This window comes from Sinomonas susongensis (assembly GCF_005877005.1).
Lineage (GTDB): Bacteria > Actinomycetota > Actinomycetes > Actinomycetales > Micrococcaceae > Sinomonas > Sinomonas susongensis.
This window is the reverse complement of the sequence record NZ_SSNH01000013.1, coordinates 12,152-26,312: the sequence shown is the minus strand read 5'-3', so window position 1 is coordinate 26,312 and position 14,161 is coordinate 12,152. Positions and strand designations below refer to the sequence as shown.

General features: G+C 70.1%; 13 protein-coding genes. 5 read left to right on the top strand and 8 right to left on the bottom strand.

The features are described from left to right. The first annotated feature begins 55 nt into the window (after positions 1-55). The gene (locus tag E6A21_RS15365; protein ID WP_138445034.1) at positions 56-634 is read left to right on the top strand and encodes a TetR/AcrR family transcriptional regulator; all 579 of its coding nucleotides are present in this window, start codon (positions 56-58) and stop codon (positions 632-634) included. 69 nt (positions 635-703) lie between these two features. Continuing rightward, positions 704-1,459 (top strand): MerR family transcriptional regulator, encoded by a 756-nt coding sequence (locus E6A21_RS15360; RefSeq protein WP_138445033.1) that lies wholly within the window; start codon positions 704-706, stop codon positions 1,457-1,459. 17 nt (positions 1,460-1,476) lie between these two features. On the opposite strand, the gene E6A21_RS15355 is transcribed toward E6A21_RS15360, so the two are convergent. Beyond that, complete coding sequence (locus E6A21_RS15355; RefSeq protein WP_138445032.1) at positions 1,477-1,869, bottom strand: DUF5997 family protein; 393 nt, start codon at positions 1,867-1,869, stop codon at positions 1,477-1,479. Positions 1,870-1,899: 30 nt separating this feature from the next. Here E6A21_RS15355 and E6A21_RS15350 point away from each other — a divergent pair, with 30 nt between their 5' ends. Beyond that, positions 1,900-2,673 carry a LysR family substrate-binding domain-containing protein gene (locus tag E6A21_RS15350; protein ID WP_138445031.1) on the top strand — a complete coding sequence of 258 codons (774 nt, stop codon included), beginning with the start codon at positions 1,900-1,902 and terminating at the stop codon, positions 2,671-2,673. A 61-nt stretch (positions 2,674-2,734) separates the two neighbouring features. On the opposite strand, the gene E6A21_RS15345 is transcribed toward E6A21_RS15350, so the two are convergent. From E6A21_RS15345 to E6A21_RS15330, 4 genes are read right to left on the bottom strand one after another with little or no spacing between them, the layout of a single operon-like run. Further along, on the bottom strand, positions 2,735-3,163 hold the full coding sequence (locus E6A21_RS15345) for an ATP-binding protein (protein ID WP_171041435.1): 429 nt from the start codon (positions 3,161-3,163) through the stop codon (positions 2,735-2,737). Further along, positions 3,156-3,488, bottom strand: a complete 333-nt coding sequence (locus E6A21_RS15340; RefSeq protein WP_138445029.1) for an STAS domain-containing protein — start codon at positions 3,486-3,488, stop codon at positions 3,156-3,158. The genes E6A21_RS15345 and E6A21_RS15340 overlap by 8 nt, the downstream gene beginning before the upstream one ends. After that, complete coding sequence (locus tag E6A21_RS15335) at positions 3,485-5,548, bottom strand: glycosyltransferase (protein ID WP_138445028.1); 2,064 nt, start codon at positions 5,546-5,548, stop codon at positions 3,485-3,487. Before E6A21_RS15335 ends, E6A21_RS15340 begins: the two co-directional genes overlap by 4 nt. Beyond that, the gene (locus tag E6A21_RS15330; protein WP_138445027.1) at positions 5,545-6,636 is read right to left on the bottom strand and encodes a SpoIIE family protein phosphatase; all 1,092 of its coding nucleotides are present in this window, start codon (positions 6,634-6,636) and stop codon (positions 5,545-5,547) included. Before E6A21_RS15330 ends, E6A21_RS15335 begins: the two co-directional genes overlap by 4 nt. 76 nt (positions 6,637-6,712) lie before the next feature. Between E6A21_RS15330 and E6A21_RS15325 the strand changes: the two genes are divergently transcribed. Then, positions 6,713-8,377: a sensor histidine kinase gene (locus tag E6A21_RS15325; protein WP_138445026.1), complete on the top strand. Its 1,665-nt coding sequence runs from the start codon at positions 6,713-6,715 to the stop codon at positions 8,375-8,377. Here E6A21_RS15325 and E6A21_RS15320 read toward each other — a convergent pair. Both E6A21_RS15320 and E6A21_RS15315 read right to left on the bottom strand, forming a co-directional pair. Next, positions 8,374-8,844: an NUDIX hydrolase gene (locus E6A21_RS15320; protein WP_138445025.1), complete on the bottom strand. Its 471-nt coding sequence runs from the start codon at positions 8,842-8,844 to the stop codon at positions 8,374-8,376. The two genes, E6A21_RS15325 and E6A21_RS15320, sit on opposite strands and share 4 nt — an antisense overlap. A gap of 83 nt (positions 8,845-8,927) precedes the next feature. Beyond that, complete coding sequence (locus E6A21_RS15315) at positions 8,928-12,518, bottom strand: proline dehydrogenase family protein (protein WP_138445024.1); 3,591 nt, start codon at positions 12,516-12,518, stop codon at positions 8,928-8,930. Positions 12,519-12,648: 130 nt separating this feature from the next. Between E6A21_RS15315 and E6A21_RS15310 the strand changes: the two genes are divergently transcribed. Then, positions 12,649-13,557: a LysR substrate-binding domain-containing protein gene (locus E6A21_RS15310; protein WP_138445086.1), complete on the top strand. Its 909-nt coding sequence runs from the start codon at positions 12,649-12,651 to the stop codon at positions 13,555-13,557. Between the two features lie 119 nt (positions 13,558-13,676). On the opposite strand, the gene E6A21_RS15305 is transcribed toward E6A21_RS15310, so the two are convergent. Next, positions 13,677-14,135, bottom strand: a complete 459-nt coding sequence (locus tag E6A21_RS15305; RefSeq protein ID WP_138445023.1) for a Dps family protein — start codon at positions 14,133-14,135, stop codon at positions 13,677-13,679. Positions 14,136-14,161 lie beyond the last annotated feature (26 nt).

Below are 14,161 nucleotides of genomic sequence, written 5' to 3'. Positions count from 1 at the left end.
CCGATAACTATACCGTCTGGACGGTTTAGTTACAACGTCCACGTAAGGTATCCCTATGCCCAGACCGCCCAAGGCCCGCGAAGCCCTGCTCGCCGCCTACCGCGACCTGCTCGTCTCCGAGGGGGAGCGGTCGGCGACGATGGACGCCGTCGCTGCCCGCGCCGGCGTCTCGAAGGGCGGCCTCCTCTACCACTTCAAGAGCAAGGACGCGCTCGCCGACGCACTCCTGGCGGCACTCCGCGACGCGGCGGCGCTCGACCGGGAGCGCATGGCCGCCGACCCCGAGGGCCCGGCCCGCTACTTCGTCCGCACTTCCGTCAACTCGGGTACGGATATGGACTCACTGTTCGTTGCGGCGATCCGTCTCGCCCAGACTGGCCACGCGGGCGCCCTCGCTGCCCTCGAGGAGATCGACGCGGCCTGGCTCGAGCTCATCCGCCGCGAGGTCCCCGACCCCGCCGTCGCTACCGCCGTCATGCTCATGGGCGAGGGGCTCTACCACTACTCCTCGCTTGCGGGAGCGTGGCCCGAGAAGACGTTCGGGACGTCCGTCGGCGACCTGCTCGCCGTCGTCGACCGCTTGAGCGGACGCTCTCCGAGCGGGCGTTCCCCCGACACCCAGAGCGTGGGCTAGCCCTTCAGGTCCTGCCTTGACCTTGACGCTGCGTCAACTCCTACCCTCGAAGGAGAGGGAGGAGGGTGCATGGACTGGAGCATCCAAGAGGTCGCGAGGCTCACCGGAACCACGAGCCGGGCGCTGCGCCACTACGCGGCCATCGGCCTGCTCGAGCCGAGCCGCATCGGGCACAACGGCTACAGGTACTACGACGAGGAGTCGCTCGTGCGGCTCCAGCGCATCCTCCTGCTCCGCGAGCTCGGTCTGGGCCTGCCCGCGGTCGCGGAGGTCCTCGAGAACCAGAAGGACCAGACGGCAGCGCTGCGCACGCATCTCGCGTGGCTCCGGCAGGAACAGGAGCGGCTCGCACGCCAAGCGCTCGCCGTCGAGTCGACGATTCAGCAATTGGAAGGAGGCGGCCAGCTCATGGCGCAGGACATGTTCGATGGGTTCGACCACACGCAGTACAAGGACGAGGTCGAGTCCCGCTGGGGTTCCCAGGCCTATGCGGACAGCGACGCCTGGTGGCGCGGTCTCGGTACCGAGGGCCAGAAGGAATGGAAGGAGCGGATCGCGCGCCTCACGGCGGACTGGCGGGCTGCGGCCGAGAGCGGCGCCGCGCCCGAGAGCGACACGGCGCAGGCCCTTGCCGCGCGCCACGTCGAGTGGCTCGGCTCGATTCCCGGCACCCCGGGCTACCCGGACGGGCCGGCGAAGGCCTACGTGCTCGGCCTCGCGGAGATGTATGTCGCCGACGAGCGCTTCGCGGCGAACTACGGCGGCCCCGCGGGCGCCGCCTTCGTGCGCGACGCCCTGCGGGCCTACGGGGAGCGCGAGCTCTAGGAGCGCGCGTCCGGTGACTAGCCTCGGGACGCGTCCTTCTTCGCGGCCTGTGTCTCGCGAACACGCTTCTGGTCTTCGCGCACGGCGGCCATGTTGGCGCGCTCCTCGACGAGCCACTGCGGACGGTTCTGCAGGAGCTCGGCGATCTGTTCGGTCGTGAGCGCCTCGGTCACGCCGCCGCGGGCGAGGCCGCTGATCGTCACGTTGAGCTTCTGCGCGACGACAGGCCGCGGGTGTGGACCGTTGCGGCGCAGCTCGGAGAGCCACTCCGGTGGGTTCGACTGCAGTTCGTCGAGTTCCTCGCGCGTGACCTCGCCCTCTTGGAACTCCTGGGGTGCGGCCGGCAGATAGATGCCCAGCTTCTTCGCGGCGGTGGCCGGCTTCATGGACTGAGGCTTGCGGGAAGTCATGGATTAAGCCTAGCCGGGTACCGTGGAGGCATGGATTCCCAGCACGTGCCCGCCGCCCTGCGCGTCGCCTTCGTCGCGGGTGTCGCGCCCGGCAAGTGGTTCCGCCGCTGGGAGGAGCGCTTTCCCGAGACCGCCCTCCAATCGCAGCTCGTCGACGACGGCCGCCAGCTCGACGCCCTGCGCGCCGGCGAGGTCGACCTCGCCTTCGTCCGCCTTCCCGTGGACCGCGAGGGGCTTCACCTGATCCCGCTCTACGAGGAGCTGCCCGTGGTCGTGGCCCCTAAGGGCCACGAGATCCAGGCTTTCGACGAGGTGCCCTTCGCCGAGATCGAGGACGAGCTGTTCGAGTACGACGGCGGTCCCTCCGAGCGCCTTGACCTGGTCGAGGGCGGCGCCGGGCTCGCCATCCTTCCGATGAGCGTCGTCCGCCACCTCAACCGGCCCGAGCTCCGCTACCGGCCCGTGGTCGGCGTGCCGGGATACGAGGTTGGCCTGGCGTGGCTCCGCGAGAACGAGAGCGATGCCGTCCAGGAGTTCGTCGGCATCGTGCGGGGAAGGTCCGCGAACAGCTCAAGGCAGACCTCGGTGCAACGTGAGGAGCAGGAGGCCGCGAGGCAGCGGCGTTCGGACCGGGCGGCCGCCCAGTCAGCAGCGGCGAAGGCCCGGAACGAGGCCTCACGCGTGGGCAGGAAGACCGGCGCGGGGAAGGCCGGGACAGGGAATTCCCGGGGCGCGAGGTCGTCGGGGAAGTCCGCTGGAGCCAAGGGCCGGCACCCGGGTGCAGGCCGCCGTCGCCCGCGCTGAACGAGCCAGCGCAGGCTAAGACGGCCCGCCACGGGGGAGGCCTCTGGGGTCTGCCTGTGGGTCAGGGGTTCCCGTCGGCCGAGCGGGTGAGCGTCCACACGTTGGCATCGTCTCGCCGCTCGCACGTGATGGTCGTGAGGAGCTGGCGCGCGAGCGCCAGGCCGCGGCCTGCCTCCGAGTCGGGGCCGGGCATCGTTCCGGCGCTCTCGGGGATGTCCAGTGGCTTGGCCCCGAGCTCGAAGAGCCGCGCGAGCAGGAGGTCGCGGTGCACTTCGACCTCGAGGTCGAGCTCGACCTTGTCAGAGGCGGGCTTCGAGTGCCGCACGGCGTTCGTCACGACCTCGACGACGGCGAGCTCGAACGGCATGCGGTCTGTCGGATCGATGACGTGGGCGTCGCCCCAGACCCGCGAGAGCTCGTCCTGGACGGCGTCTACGATGGGCGGCGATGCGGGGCCGCGGACATGGCCCTGGGCTAGCAGCTCAGGCATCTCGGAACGCATCCTCGGGGTTGCTGTACGGGGTGAGGATCCGGTCCATGCTCGTGAGCTTGAGCACCATCTGGACCTGTTCGCCGACGTTCGCGATCCGGAGGTCGCCGCCGGCCTGACGTGCCGCCTTGAGGCAGCCGACAAGTGCACCGAGACCGGACGAGTCCATGAAGTCCGTGCCCCCCAGATTGAGGACAAGAAGCCGGTGCCCGGCGCCGATGGCGTCCGCAACCGCTGACCGCAGCATCGGGGCGCTCACCATGTTGAGCCGTCCCTCCGCGGCCACTTCGGTATAGCCGTCCCGTTCTTCGACGGCAAACTTCATCGCTCCTCCTTCGTGTGCGAGACTGCGTTCTTCTCTCCTGGGTAAGCATCCTGCTTACCCAGGGAAGCACTCTTCCGTGCTGGGGAGGCATCGTTCTGCGTCACAGAGCTCGCCTCAGGGTCGGCCTCGGCGACGGCATCGTAGCCGCGATACTTGGCCGCCCCCACGAGCACGCTCAGCAGGACAAGGTCGAAGACGGCCCAGACGATGTTGACGAGGGTGCCGAGCCCCTGGCTCGCCCCGATGACCCACCGGATGATGCCGATGATGCTCGCGGCCACGAGCAGCGCCGCCATGAGCGCCTGCGGCCAGACGAGCCGGAGCGGGCTGACCCCGCCTTCCTGCCGCGCCTTCGGTGTGACGGCGAAGCCGAGCGGGCGACCGAACCAGACGTTTGCTGCCGCGGTGGTGCACGCGCGGATCCAGGTCGGGAAGAGCGCGAGGCTGTACTGCTGGCCGCGCCAGGTCTTCGCCCCCCGACCGGCCCACGCGAACATGAGCTGGTTGAGCACCATGAACGGGATGAAGCGGGCGAAGAAGTCGGGGCTCAGCGCGGTCACAGGGAGGATGCCGAACAGGAGGTACGCGAGCGGGCCGGCGAAGTACACGACGGCGGCAAAGCCCGAGAGGTAGCTCCACATCGTGTTGAAGTACATGAGGCGCTGGCCCCACGAGAGGCCCCGCATCGTGAGGGGGCTCTCCCGCAGCATGACCTGCACGGTCCCCTGGGCCCACCGCATGCGCTGGGTCAGCATGGACGGCAGGTCCTCGGGCGCGAGGCCGACGGCGAGGATCTCGTGGTGGTACACGCTCCGCCAGCCCGACGCGTGGAGCCGCATCGACGTCGACATGTCCTCGGTGACCGAGATCGTCGAGAGCGGCATGACCGGCTGGGCCTCGTGGAGCCGCTCGACGCTCACCGCGTCAAGCACGGCCTTGACCGATTCGAGCGCGCCGAGCGGCGAGAGATCGCGGGCCGCGAGGCGGTCGACGGCGGTGTCGAGCCCTTCGAGGTCTTCACCGGGATCGTCCTCGACCCCGAGCTCGGTGCGGATCGCGGCGAGGTCGCCGGTCATGCGTGCGAGGTCCCCGGCGACGAGCTCGCGGACGGCCGAGTCGACCTGCGACTGCACGGTGTAAGTGGCCTCGCCGATCGAGCCGCCCGCCTTGAGGCGGCCCGTGCCCTCCGCGATGGCCCGCTCGACGCTCTCGAGCAGCGAGGCGACCCTCGGATCCCGGGCCTCCGGCCGCCGTCGTGCGCGCCGCACCACGCGGCTGCCGACGGCGAGGGCGCGCCGGACGCGCCGCTCGGTGTCGGACACGTAGTTGGTGAGTCCGAGCTGCATGAGGGCCTCGCGCCTCAGGATGGCGTTGGATCCGCAGAAGAAGGCGGCGTTCCAGCCGTCCTTGCCCTGCTGGATCGGCCCGTAGAAGAGGGGGGCCTGGCTCCCGAGCGGATCGTTCTCGGGGACGTTCCCGAAGTACTGCGGCGTCTGGACCAGGGCGACCCTACGGTCGTTGAAGTAGCCGAGCGTCCGGTCAAGGAGCTCGGGGTACGGCACCTGGTCCGCGTCGAGGATGAGGATGAACTCGCCCTGCGTCTCCTGCAGGGCATTGTTGAGGTTGCCGGCCTTCGCATGCCGCGGCTTGCCAACCCACTCCTCGCCGCGCGACAGGTAGCGAGCGCCGATGCGTTCGACGGCGGCCCGCAGCTCGGGTCGCGAGCCGTCGTCGAGCACCCACGTGGTGTGGGGATAGCGCATCGCGAGCGCCGCCTCTGCGGTGGCGAGCACGAGTTCGGGATCCTCGTTGTAGGTCGTGATGAAGACGTCGACCGTGAGGCCGCTCGGAGCGTGCGGCGGCTTGTCCCGCTCGGACATGCGCCAGATCGTGAGGGAGAAGAGGATGACGTCGATGATCGAGTAGGTCTCGGCGATCACGAGGGGGACCGCGATCCACCACGCGCCCCAGTTGAGGGAGGACGTCCAGCGCCACACGATGTAGTTGAGGCCCGCGATGACCGACAGGGCGGCAAGGACGCGGAGGACGAGGCGGGTCATCCCGAGGCGACCCCCGCGCCCGAGCGGCTGCGCCGGACCACGATCGCGGTCGTGTCGTCCTGGCCGGTCGAATCGAGGTCGATGATGGCTCGGACGGCGGAGTCGGCGTCGGGGGCCTCGAGGACGGCGGCAACGGCCGCGTTGAGCGCCTCGTCGACCCGGGGGAAGGCCTCGAGCAGGCCGTCGCTCAGTGCGAGGAGGGCCCCGCCGGGTTCGAGCCGGCTGTCGTGCGCTGTCCACTCGGCGCCCTGGAGGAGGCCGATCGGGGGCCCCGACGTCGTGAGCCGCTCCCACATTCCGTCCGGGTGGATGAGCAGGCCGAGGCCGTGCCCCGCGTCGACGTAGGTGAAGTCGCCAGTCGACGCATCGAGGCGGGTGTGGAGGAGCGTGACGAAGGAGCCGAGCCGGAGGAGGTCGGGCTCGAGGGCACGCGCTGCCGCGCCGACGAGCGCGCCGGGCCCCTGCTCGAGCCGGCCGGGCCGCAGGACGGCGCGAGCGGTTGCGGCGACCAGGGCCGCGCCCATGCCCTTGCCCATCGCGTCCGCGAGGGTGAATGCGAGCGAAGAGCCGTCGGACTCCCAGTCGAAGAAGTCACCTCCGACACTCCGCGAGGGATGGCAGGCGCCGGCAACCTCGTAGCCGGGAACATTCGGCGCCCGCTCCGGCAGCAGTCCCTGCTGGACGCGGGCCGCCGTCTGCAGCTCGCTCTCGGGGACGGAGGCCGCGCGCGGGCGGCGGAAGAGCGCCTCCACACGGGCTTGGAGCTCGCGCGGGCTGAACGGCTTGGCCAGCACGTCGTCCGCGCCGCGTTCCAGCGCTTCCAGACGGTCGGCCTCGGCCGCGCGGGCGGTCACCACGAGGATGTAGGCGTTGCTGAAGACCCGCAGGGTCCGGCAGACCTCAAGCCCGTCGAGGTCGGGAAGGCCAAGGTCGAGTGTGATGAGATCGGGCGTGATGCGACGCGCGCTCTCGAGAGCGGGGTACCCAGCCCCGGCACTCGTGGCCTCGAACCCCTGGCGCGTTAGCGTCGCCTCGAGCAGCCTCCGGATGTCGGGGTTGTCTTCGATGATGAGCGCGCGACGTGTCATCGTTCTCCCTTCGCAGGACCAACTCAACCATTTCTTACCGCGGATGTCACAAACTTGTCTGGGGAATATCAAGTAGGTGACGGGAGACGAAGTGGAGACTCTGCTCGACGTGCTGGTGCGAGTCCAGAATCGCTTCCACGCGCTGGGGATGCGGAGGAAGGCCGTCCTGAGCCAGCTCCCGCTCAACGTGACGCTCCTGCTCGTCGCCGTCGTCCTCCTCTTCGTTGACCCCCGGACCCTCTCGGCCCCGGCCTTCGTCGTCGGCCAGGCCATCGCCCTGGCGCTCCTCGGGCTCTGCGCCGTGGTCCCGTGGCACCGCCTCCCGGCGTGGGCTGTCCTCGCGATCCCCCTGCTCGACTTCGCTCCGCTCGCACTCCTCAGGCCTGGGGCGGGAGGAGTGATCTCGGGCCTCGGGCTCCTCGGGGTCTTCCCCGTCATCTGGCTCTCGGGGTCCGGGTACCGGCCGCGCCTCACTGTGGCCCTGAGCGCCCTGGCGTCCCTGCTCATGGTCTGGCTCCCGCTCCTGGCGCTCGGCGCGGCAGAGCCGCACAGTCTCGTGTCGGAGATCGTTGTGCCCTTCATGCTCGTGGCCGTCGCGGTCTCCATCGCGGTGCTGACGATGAGCGGCATGGCTCAGCAGCGTCGAGTCGAAGAGCTCCTCGCGAGGAGCGAGACCCGCCAGCGGCTCCTCGACACCATCCTCGACACCGTCGACGTCGGGGTCCTCCTCCTGGACCGCGACGGCAAGGACGTCTTCATGAACACGAAGCAGCGCCAGCTCTACCTCGCGAGCGTCCCGCCCGGAGCGACCGAAGTCGACGAGTCCGAGCTGCTCGTCTACCGCGACGGGTCCGATCAGCCCCTCGGACACGAGGAACGGCCGGTGGCGCGCGCAGTCGCGGGGGACACCATGACCCGGGAAGTGTTCCGGCTCGGCCGGGGACCCGAGTCCCGGACGGTCTCGATCTCGGCCCGGGAGTTCCGCGACGCCGCGGGCGAACGCGCAGGCACCGTCCTTGCGTGCTCGGACGTGACCGAGGTGATTGCAGCGGTGCGGGCCCGTGACAGCTTCCTCGCAGCAATGTCGCACGAATTCCGCACGCCTCTCACGAGCCTCCTCGGCTACGCGGAGCTGCTTCAGGACGACCCGTCGCTGAGTCCCTCGGCCGTCTCGGACCTGCAGGTCATGAGCCGGAACGCCCGCCATCTGCGGAAGATGGTCGACGACATCCTGGCCGCCTCCGTCGAGGGCTCGGCGCCGGACCTTCCCCGCGTCCGGCTCGACCTCTCGCGCCTCGTCCAGCAGGCGGCGGACTCGGCGGCCCCGGACGCTGAGGCACGCGAAATCGCCCTCACCGTCGAGGCGGACGGCGAGCTGCCCATCCTGGGCGACCGGTCCGCCGTCGCCCGCATCCTGGATAACCTCATCTCGAACGCCCTGAAGTATTCGGACGAGGGCACGAAGGTCACGCTGACCCTGGAGCGGGAGGGGAACTGGGCCGTGTGCTCCGTCGCGGACGAGGGGTTCGGGATCGCACCCGAGGACCTGACCCGCGTCTTCACGCGTTTCCAGCGCGGGGACGCGGCCCTGCGTTCGGGGGTCCCGGGCACCGGCCTCGGGCTCGCGCTCGCCCAGGAGGTGGCCGAACTGCTCGGCGGCGGCCTCGAGGTGACGAGCCAGCTCGGCGTGGGGAGCGTCTTCACGCTCCGCCTGCCGCTCGCCGGCCAGAACGAGGGCTAGACGGCCTTCAGGCGTTCGAGCAGCGCGTCGAGGATCGGCACTTGGCCCGCGACGAGCTTCGTCCGGGCGACTTCTTCGGGGAACCACTCGGCTCGGTCGATCTCGGGGTAGTCCTGGATCCGCCCCGAGCCCTTCGGCCATTCGAGGGGGAAGGTGTTGCTCTCGATCCGGTCCGGCTCGAAGTCGGCCTCCGCCGCGTAGACGGTGATGATCTTGCGCGACGGCTGACGGAAATCGCCCAGATGCGCGTAGTCGGCAGCCGGCGGGGGAGTGCCTATCTCCTCCGTGAATTCCCGCACCGCTGCAGCCAAGGGTTCCTCGCTGTCGAGGAATTCGCCCTTCGGGATCGACCAGGCCCGCGCATCCTTTCGAGCCCAGAAGGGACCCCCCATGTGGCCGATCCACACGGCGATCCCCGAGCCCTCGTCGCGCCTGTAGAGCAGAAGGGCGGCGCTGCGAACGGTCATGGCTTCTCCATCCACACAGGCTATCCGGGCTAGGCGCAGGCCAGGCCCGGGCATGCGTCGCCGCACGCCCGGGCCTGACGGACTCAGACGCTCAGCGACGCGATGAGCGGGTTCGGGTTCCCGAAGCGGTGGGCCGTGAGGGACACCGCCTGTTCGTGAAGGAATGGCAGGAGCTCCACGCGGCCGGAAGCGACCACAGGGTGGCGGTAGACGGCCACGTCCGGGCGGCCTCCCAGGACCTCGGAGAGTTCGGCTGCACTCGCGGAGACCGGGCTCGCGATGAGGCGGATACGCCCGGAGCGCATCCGCCGCGCCCGGCCGAGCCACGCGGGCGTCGACTCGGTGACGATCTGGACGCCATGCCGCTCGAGCACCGCAGCACAGTTGCCCGGGAGCGTCACCGCGCTGCTGACGAAGACCTTCGAGCCTGCGCGCACCCCGGCCGCCGCGACACGGAGCAGTTCGGCGTCCCCGTGCCCGGACGTCTGTCCGTCGAAGCGGACCGTCACGGCCACCGGCCGATACCGGAAGACGTTGCGTTCGCACTCGAGCCCGCTCACGTCCTTCGAGACCCCGAACTCCGAGGCCCAGGCCGCGGCGTCGGACGCGAGCGCGTCGGCGAGCCACGCGGCGTCGTCCGCTTCCAGGACTCCCTGAGCCGCCGCGAGCAGCTCGGCGGCGGGCCCTTCGACGGGCGCCTTCGCGGCGTCGTCCACAGGGGCGTCCGCCCATGAGCCGAGGCCGATGAGGTAGTTCGGGCCGCCGGCCTTCGCACCGGCGCCGACGGCCGACTTCTTCCAGCCCCCGAACGGCTGCCGCCGCACGATCGCACCCGTGATCCCGCGGTTGACGTAGAGGTTTCCCGCCTCGATGTGCTCCGTCCAGTGCTCGATCTCGCCGCGGTCCAGCGAATGCAGCCCCGACGTGAGCCCGTAGTCGACCTGGTTCGCGAGGGCCACGGCCTCCTCGAGCGACGAGGCCGTCATGATGCCGAGGATCGGCCCGAAGTACTCGACGAGGTGGTACTCCGAGCCGGGCCGCACACCCGCTCGGATGCCCGGGCTCCAGAGCTTCCCGGAATCGTCGAGCTGGCGCGGTTCGAGCACCCAGTGCTCGCCCTCGCCGAGCTGCGTGAGCCCCCGGCGCAGCTTCTCGCCGGGCTGCTCGACCACGGGTCCCATCTGGCTCCGCGGGTCCCACGGGTATCCGACGTGCAGCGACTGCACGGCATCGATGAGCTGGTTGCGGAATCGCCGCGACCGCGTCACCGAGCCGACGAGGATCACGAGCGAGGCGGCGGAGCACTTCTGCCCGGCGTGGCCGAACGCGGACTGGGCGACGTCGCGGGCGGCGAGGTCGAGGTCGGCGCTCGGGGTCACGATGATCGCGTTCTTGCCCGACGTCTCAGCGAGGAGCGGCAGGTCGTGGCGGAACGAGCGGAACAGCTCGGCGGTCTCGTACCCGCCCGTGAGGATGACGCGCTCGACGTCGGGGTGCGCGATGAGCTGCTTTCCCAGCGAGCGTTCCTCGAGCTGCACGTACTGCAGGATCCGGCGTGGGATGCCGACGGCGTCGAGCGCCTCCCAGAGCGCCTGGACCATGACGGCACCCGAACGCCGCGCCTGCTTCGCGGGCTTGATCACGACGGCGGAGCCCGCGGCGAGTGCAGCGAGCGTCGAGCCCGCCGGGATCGCCACGGGGAAGTTCCACGGTGGCGTCACGACCGTGAGCCGGCTCGGCTCGAACTGCGCGCCGTCGACCGTGTCGAGCTCTCGCGCCAGGTTTGCGTAGTAGTGGGCGAAGTCGATGGCCTCCGAGACCTCGGGGTCGCCTTGGTCGATCGTCTTGCCGCATTCGCTCGCCATGGCCTCGATGAGGTCCGCGCGATGGCTTTCGAGCGAGCGTCCCATCTCGTCGAGGACCGCGGCGCGCTCCTCGCCTGTGAGTGCGTGCCACGTATTCGCCCCGTCGAGGGCAGCGGCGATGACCGAGTCGAGTTGGGCAGCCGTCGAAAGGGTATTTCGCTCGACGACGTCCGCCCCGATCGTGGAACGCTCGGCCCGCGCAAGGATCGCCCGGCCCCATTCGCGGTTCCCCGGGAGGTCCGGGTCGGTGTCGGGGGTGTTGGAGAAGGCGCGCGAGTTGCCGGGGGCGTTTCCGTCGTGGTGCTCGGCGATGCCCTGGTCGGTCTGGCGCCGGTCCTGCTTCCGACGGGGTTCGGGCACCCCGCCGCCCGTGAACGGCGGCTTGTCGAGCGCTTCGATCGAGGCGAGGAAGCGCTTCTTCTCGCGCTCGAAGAGCACGTCATTCGAGTCGAGCTCGAAGACCGCGCTCATGAAGTTGTCCTGGCTCGCGCCCTCTTCGAGCCGCCGGATGAGGTAGGCGATCGCGACGTCGAACTCGTTCGGGTGCACGACCGGGGTGTAGAGCAGGAGATGCCCGACGTCTGCGAGGACCGCCTGCGCCTGGGCGGAGGCCATGCCGAGCAGCATCTCGAACTCGACCAGGCCCGAGCCGTCCGCCACCCCGAGGTCAACGCCCCGCGCCTTCGCGAGGAGCCAGGCGAGCGCGATGTCGAAGAGGTTGTGGCCCGCGACACCGATGCGGACGTTGGCGAGCCGCTCGGGGCTGAGTGCGTAGTCGAGGACCGCCTTGTAGGACGTATCGGTCTCGCGCTTCGAACCCCAGGTCGCGAGGGGCCAGTCGTGGATCTCGGCGTCCACCTGCTCCATCGGGAGGTTCGCACCCTTGACGACGCGGACCTTGATCGGGGCGCCTCCGGCCGCAACCCGCGCCGCTGCCCACTCCTGGAGCTGCATCATCGCACCGAGGCAGTCGGGGAGATAGGCCTGGAGCACGATCCCGGCCTCGAGGCCGCGGAACTCCTCGCGCTCGAGGAGCCGCGTGAACACGGCGACCGTGAGGTCGAGGTCCTTGTACTCCTCCATGTCGAGGTTGATGAACTTGGACTTGCCGGCAGCTTCCGACTCGCTCTTCCCGCCCCTCAGGGCGAGGCGGTAGAGCGGTGCGAGCGATTCGACAATGTCCTCGACCGCCTCGTCGAACGCCCAGTGGTTGTGGGGCGCGACGGTTGCGGAGACCTTGATCGAGACGTAGTCGACGTCGTCCCGGGCAAGGAGCCTACGGGTGCCCTCGAGGCGGCGGGAGGCCTCATCGCGGCCGAGGATCGCCTCGCCGAGGAGGTTCATGTTGAGGCGGATTCCGGGCTTGCGGATCTTCGCGATGGCCGGCCCGAGCCGGGCGTCCGAGGCATCGATGATGAGGTGCCCGACCATCTGGCGGAGCACGCGGCGCGCGATCGGCACGACGACGCTCGGCGCCACCGGTGCGAGCGAGCCTCCGAGCTGGACGGCGCGCTTGAGCGGCCACGGCAGGAACGCGGGGGCCTTCGGCGCAAGCGCGCGAAGGTTGCGGGCGGCGACGCCGAGGTCCTCGGGGCGGACGACGCCGTCCACGAACCCGACCGTGAACTCGAGCCCGTCCGGGTCCTTGAGCACGGCGGCGAGCTGGGCGGCGGCGGGGTCGACGGGGAAGGTGGCTGCGGCGGCCAGCCAGGCTCGCACCTGGGCCACTGCTTCATCCGCGAGGTCCTGCGGGCGTACTTGGGGGGAGTGACTGGCTTCGGGGCCAGTTGCGCGGGTCGGCGTCGTCATCTTTCGTCCTGTCTGATTCCGTGAGGTCCCCTCGGGTCCTTCTGCCAGTATGTGCCTTGAGTTACAGAAGCAGAAGTGATGTTTTTTGACGCATAATCATTGGGAAAACCGAATGAAAGGAACCGTCTTCATGCTCGAGATCCGGCGCCTGCGCCTCCTGCGGGAGCTGAGCATCCGCGGGACCCTCGCGGACGTCGCCGAGGCGCTCGCGTACAGCCCGTCGTCGGTCTCGCAGCAGCTCGCCCTCCTCGAGAAGGAGGTCGGAACCGAACTGCTCCGCAGGTCGGGGCGCCGAGTAGTCCTCACCCCCCAGGCGCTCGTGCTCGTCGAGCACACGGGCGAGCTCCTCGACGCCTTCGAACGCGCCGAGACGGCGTTGGCGGCGAGCCACAGCGAGGTGCGCGGAACGGTCCGGCTCGCGGTGTTCCAGACGGCCGCGCTCGCCCTGATGCCGACGGCGCTGCGGACCTTGCGCGAGCGGCACCCGGCCGTGCGGGTCGAGATGGTCCAGCACGAGCCGGAAACTGCGCTGCACGAGACGTGGACCCGCGATTTCGACCTCGTCGTCGCGGAACAGTACCCCCACCATGCCGCGCCCCACCACCCGGGCCTGGACCGGCAGCCGCTGACGAGCGATGCGATCCGCCTCGCCGTCCCTCCGCCGGGGAGCGGGGCCGCGATCGACGGCGTGCGGCGGCTCAAGGATGCTGCCGGCCTTCCGTGGGTCATGGAGCCTCACGGTGCTGCCTCCCGCCATTGGGCCGAACAGGCCTGCCGCTCGGCTGGCTTCGAACCCGACGTCCGGTACGAAACGGCGGACCTCCAGGCCCACGTCGGGCTCGTCGAGTCGGGCAACGCCGTCGCCCTCCTCCCTGACCTCGTCTGGGTGGGCCGCACGCCGTCGGCCCGTCTCGTGGAGCTCGCTGGCGCCCCGCACCGCACCGTCTTCACGTCGATGCGGGGCTCGAGTACCGGCCACCCTGTCATGGTCGCCGTGCGGACCGTGCTCGAAGAGGCCGCGCGAGAACTCCTGCCCTGAGGAAACCCGTCATCGCGGCCCTCCCGCCCGGTTGTGCCTTCCCCATCAGTCCGGGCCGCCGCGTGTCGCGTGGCGACCCGGCTGCGCCCCTCGAGAACCGGGCTGGGCGGCGCGGTTCCCTAGGCCGTCGCGGTGTTGGCCTTCTCCGCCGAGACCATCCACGCGAGCTTTTCGAGCTGGAGGATGATCTGGTTGAGGATGTCGGTGGTCGCGGCGTCGTCCTGTTCGACGGCCTCGTAGACGCCGCGGACCGTCGAGCACGTGGCCTCGAGGGCAGCCACGACGCGGTCGATCGCGTCGCTCGTCGTCACGAGGCCTTCGCTGCCCTCCTGCAGGCTGGCGGTCTTCGCGACGGTCGATGCCCGCCCGTCCGGGACCGCGTGCAGGGCGCGAAGCCGCTCGGCGACCTCGTCGGCATGGAGGCGGGCCGCCGCGACGACCTCATCGAGCTGGAGGTGGAGGTCACGGAAGTTGGGCCCCACGATGTTCCAGTGGGCCTGCTTGCCCTCGAGGGACAGGTCGATGAGGTCTACGAGGATGGCCTGGAGGCCGTGGGCGAGTTCGTCGGAAGCCTTCATGGGTCTACCCTTTCGCTAGGTCGGCT

What these genes read in the sequence shown, in the direction of transcription:
- E6A21_RS15360 (WP_138445033.1), top strand. Translation starts at nt 704, where the DNA reads ATGGACTGGAGCATCCAAGAGGTCGCGAGGCTCACCGGAACCACGAGC.
- E6A21_RS15330 (WP_138445027.1), bottom strand. Translation starts at nt 6,636, where the DNA reads ATGACACGTCGCGCGCTCATCATCGAAGACAACCCCGACATCCGGAGG.
- E6A21_RS15345 (WP_171041435.1), bottom strand. Translation starts at nt 3,163, where the DNA reads ATGCCTGAGCTGCTAGCCCAGGGCCATGTCCGCGGCCCCGCATCGCCG.
- E6A21_RS15315 (WP_138445024.1), bottom strand. Translation starts at nt 12,518, where the DNA reads ATGACGACGCCGACCCGCGCAACTGGCCCCGAAGCCAGTCACTCCCCC.
- E6A21_RS15320 (WP_138445025.1), bottom strand. Translation starts at nt 8,844, where the DNA reads ATGACCGTTCGCAGCGCCGCCCTTCTGCTCTACAGGCGCGACGAGGGC.
- E6A21_RS15350 (WP_138445031.1), top strand. Translation starts at nt 1,900, where the DNA reads ATGGATTCCCAGCACGTGCCCGCCGCCCTGCGCGTCGCCTTCGTCGCG.
- E6A21_RS15355 (WP_138445032.1), bottom strand. Translation starts at nt 1,869, where the DNA reads ATGACTTCCCGCAAGCCTCAGTCCATGAAGCCGGCCACCGCCGCGAAG.
- E6A21_RS15365 (WP_138445034.1), top strand. Translation starts at nt 56, where the DNA reads ATGCCCAGACCGCCCAAGGCCCGCGAAGCCCTGCTCGCCGCCTACCGC.
- E6A21_RS15335 (WP_138445028.1), bottom strand. Translation starts at nt 5,548, where the DNA reads ATGACCCGCCTCGTCCTCCGCGTCCTTGCCGCCCTGTCGGTCATCGCG.
- E6A21_RS15310 (WP_138445086.1), top strand. Translation starts at nt 12,649, where the DNA reads ATGCTCGAGATCCGGCGCCTGCGCCTCCTGCGGGAGCTGAGCATCCGC.
- E6A21_RS15305 (WP_138445023.1), bottom strand. Translation starts at nt 14,135, where the DNA reads ATGAAGGCTTCCGACGAACTCGCCCACGGCCTCCAGGCCATCCTCGTA.
- E6A21_RS15340 (WP_138445029.1), bottom strand. Translation starts at nt 3,488, where the DNA reads ATGAAGTTTGCCGTCGAAGAACGGGACGGCTATACCGAAGTGGCCGCG.